The organism is Streptomyces spongiae (assembly GCF_009377185.1).
In the GTDB taxonomy this organism is placed as follows: Bacteria; Actinomycetota; Actinomycetes; order Streptomycetales; family Streptomycetaceae; genus Streptomyces; species Streptomyces spongiae.
In genome coordinates this window covers 1-3,118 of the sequence record NZ_VJZC01000854.1, presented here as the reverse complement: position 1 = coordinate 3,118, position 3,118 = coordinate 1, and the positions used below count along the sequence as shown (strand labels likewise).

4 protein-coding genes are annotated in these 3,118 nt (G+C 65.9%); 2 read left to right on the top strand and 2 right to left on the bottom strand.

The window, feature by feature from the left end:
• Window positions 1-425 precede the first annotated feature (425 nt).
• Together FNH08_RS47805 and FNH08_RS47800 are read left to right on the top strand one after the other, a co-directional pair.
• Window positions 426-1,070 (top strand): phosphotransferase, encoded by a 645-nt coding sequence (locus FNH08_RS47805; protein ID WP_322726600.1) that lies wholly within the window; start codon window positions 426-428, stop codon window positions 1,068-1,070.
• Between the two features lie 126 nt (window positions 1,071-1,196).
• Window positions 1,197-1,799: a hypothetical protein gene (locus FNH08_RS47800; protein ID WP_152778165.1), complete on the top strand. Its 603-nt coding sequence runs from the start codon at window positions 1,197-1,199 to the stop codon at window positions 1,797-1,799.
• Between the two features lie 707 nt (window positions 1,800-2,506).
• On the opposite strand, the gene FNH08_RS47790 is transcribed toward FNH08_RS47800, so the two are convergent.
• The gene (locus FNH08_RS47790) at window positions 2,507-2,728 is read right to left on the bottom strand and encodes a helix-turn-helix domain-containing protein (protein ID WP_152778164.1); all 222 of its coding nucleotides are present in this window, start codon (window positions 2,726-2,728) and stop codon (window positions 2,507-2,509) included.
• Window positions 2,728-3,118, bottom strand: a 391-nt coding sequence (locus FNH08_RS47785; RefSeq protein ID WP_152778163.1) for a DUF2975 domain-containing protein, incomplete at its 5' end; no start/stop codon positions are given. The genes FNH08_RS47785 and FNH08_RS47790, both read right to left, overlap by 1 nt.

Here is a 3,118-nt window from a genome sequence, read left to right as displayed (position 1 = left end):
CGACCAGCCCGTCGTCCACGGCGCCCGTCCCACTCACAGCGGCCTTCCCGGCCTCGGTGTCACTCGTCACGTCAGTCATCAACTGTCGCTTCCAGCTTGGGAGTTACACCATCCACCGTACAGACCCTCCAGCGACCAGGACGGGTTGCTCAGGTTCATGGTTACTTGGTGTTCCGGCACACGGGGCCGGTCATGTGTGCTGGTAGGTACAGGGATCGTTCCTGCTTGGTGAGGTCGCGGTGGAGAGCCCTGCACATTTTGAGGATCGTCATGGCCGGGCCGGGCAGCGCTGTGTTCCAGGGCCGCAGGTAGTGATCAGGCAGGGTATACGGATGCCTGAGTCGTTCTTGCCTGGAGGTTTCGTCAATGCGGTCGTTCGTGCCGGGGACAGGGTGTGCCGTCCAGCCTCGGCTCGCACGAAGTTCGTGGGTGATCTGCTGAGGTTGCTTGAATCCGGTGGCTGGAGTGGTGCTCCGCGGTATCTCGGTGTGGATGACGAGGGCCGAGAGGTCCTCAGTTACCTCGATGGCCACGTGGCATGGGAGCAGCGACAACCTGCTGCTGTGTCATCGGACGAGAGTCTGGGTACGGTCGCCCGGCTCGTGCGTGAGTTCCACGACCTTACGGCCGGCACCCCGCTGGCCGGAGAGCAAGAGGTCGTGTGTCATAACGACCTGTCACCCAAGAACACCGTCTATCAGCTGTCCAGTGGCGAGCTTCGCCCGACGGCATTCATCGACTGGGACCTTGCTGCGCCTGGCGCCCGGATCCACGACATCGCTCATGTCTGCTGGCAGTACCTCGATCTGGGTCCTTCGGTCGCCGACGTCGAGGAGGCAGCTCGGCTCATGAGGCTGATCGTTGACAGCTACGGGTTGTCCGACCGGCAACGTCTCGTGTCCACGATCTTGTGGTGGCAGGACCGGTGCTGGCGGGGCATCAAGACCCAGGCCGATGCGGGTGACGTCGCCATGATCCGGCTCCGTGACGCAGGGGCGGTGAGGCAGGTTCAGACGGCCTATCAGTGGGTTTCCGATCATCGGGCCGCATTGGAACGCTCAGTGCGGTGAGCAAGTGGGCATCGGCCGCAGCCGGTTCGCTGATTCCGTCCCTTGGCGGTCGGACGGCCCTTCCACGAGGGGCGGGATGACGGCACCCTCCCGTCCCATTCGCCCCCCTAAAACCAGGAGAAGACATTGAGCGACGGCATCACGTGGCTGACCGACGCCTGGCGCGGAGACGCCCCCATCCTGTTCGTCACCTTCGCACGCGGCATCAGTCCACGCGACCTCGCTGTCCGGCTCGGTGCCCTGCCCGGAGAAGTGCTCGGCCCGATCACCTTCGCCGAGGCCGAGCGGCTGACGTTCAACGACCGTGAATCAGCCCGCGTGGCACGCTTCGGTGAGTGCGCGGGCTGGTCATATGCGGTGGAGCAGGGCTGGCATTCCAAGGCTTCGTGGGCTCACCCCGATGTCTCCGCAGGCGGGGTGGAAGTCTTGCACCTGACCCAGAAGCCGGACGACCCGCCCAGGGAGTGCTGGTACTACCGCGACGGCCAAACGGTCGGTCGCTTCGACATCGGCGACATCCCAGACGAGGGCATGGCGTTCCTGCTCCGGGCGTTCGAAGAAGCCGGACTCCTCGATGATGACGTGAGCGAGGAGTTCGACTCGTCGCGTGCGACCCTGACCGCCTTGCAGCAGCACTTCGGGCTGTCACTGCCACGCCAGGAAATCCTGAATGGTCGGCTGCCCGCAGCGGTGACAGCGACCGTGCCGCCAGAAAGCCTGGGGGCCTAGCGAGCAGGCCATGACGATCCGCTCGACGTGCTTGCGCGGCACGCGGAGGTGTCCTTCGCGTGCGTAGAACTTGCGGGCGGCGGCGTAGTTCAGCGCCCATTTGTCGGCCTGCGTGCGGCGCGGCCTGGGTTCTCGTCCTCGGTCGCGGGTGTGATCCCGAGGATGTGCTCGCACATCCCCTGCTGCAAGGCCGTGAGCTTGTCGCAGCTCAGACGCTGGGCGTGCGCCCACCGCCCGAGGTCCTCGGACTGCACCAGCACCCTGCCCGGCTCGGTGGACAGTTCGCCGCCCCCAGGTGCAGCGGGGTGTGGTGGAAAGCGTGCTGCCATTCCATCAGTGGTTGTGTCTGCGAGTAGGGATATGTCGTTCGTCGGTGACTTGAAATGTCGCCAGCGCGTTCGAATAAGTGATGTTCGCGGGTTTTGATGCCAATTGAGGCCTTGCGGTGGGACGACGCTTGTGCATCTCCCGCTGGGGGCACCGATGCACGTGCCGGGAGAAAAGATCGAGCTGTACGCCGCGCGGATCGCGACGGTCGGGCACCTCGGTCAGCCGCTCCAGCAGGCCCGGAATCTCCTAGGGCACGGCCCCGGGATGCTCGCGGAGTGGGTCAAGAGGCAGGCGGGATCGGCGATGATGCGTCGGGAGGCACGGTCTTCCACTCGGATCACGGGGCGTCGAGAACTTCATGATCTTGAAAGGGCGCGTCATCCGCCTGTGGCGTCCTCGGCTTCCCAGCGCAGCAGGTCGCCCGGCTGGCACTTGAGCACCTCGCAGAGCGCGGCGAGCGTCGCGAAGCGCACCGCCTTGGCGCGGCCGTTCTTGAGTACCGCCAGGTTGGCGGGCGTGATCCCTACGAGGTCCGCGAGCTCGCCCACGGACATCTTCCGCCTGGCCAGCATCACGTCGATGTCGACGGCGATCGGCATCAGATCACCTCGTCCAACTCGGCCTGCATCTGCGCCGCTTCGCTGTCGCGCGCGACAGCCTGGGCGAGCAGCATGCGCAGCAGCAGCACGATGAGCGCGACCCCCAGGATGGCCACGCCAACCCCGGCCATGATGACGGTGACGCCCGGGTCGTCCCGCTGGCCCGGCGCATTGATGACCGTGACCGCGAACCACACCAGGGCAGCCGCCACGATCGCGCCGATCACGCCGTCCACGTACCGGAAGGCAGCGTGGGAGAACACGGTTCCGCGTCGCACCATCGTCACCAGCCGCCATACGCAGACCAGGGCGACCTGGACCGACGCCATGCCCAGGATCGTGATCACGCGCAGCGGGGTCAGCGGGAGCGACCCGTCCTCCGGGTCGCTC

What these genes read in the sequence shown, in the direction of transcription:
- FNH08_RS47790 (WP_152778164.1), bottom strand. Translation starts at nt 2,728, where the DNA reads ATGCCGATCGCCGTCGACATCGACGTGATGCTGGCCAGGCGGAAGATG.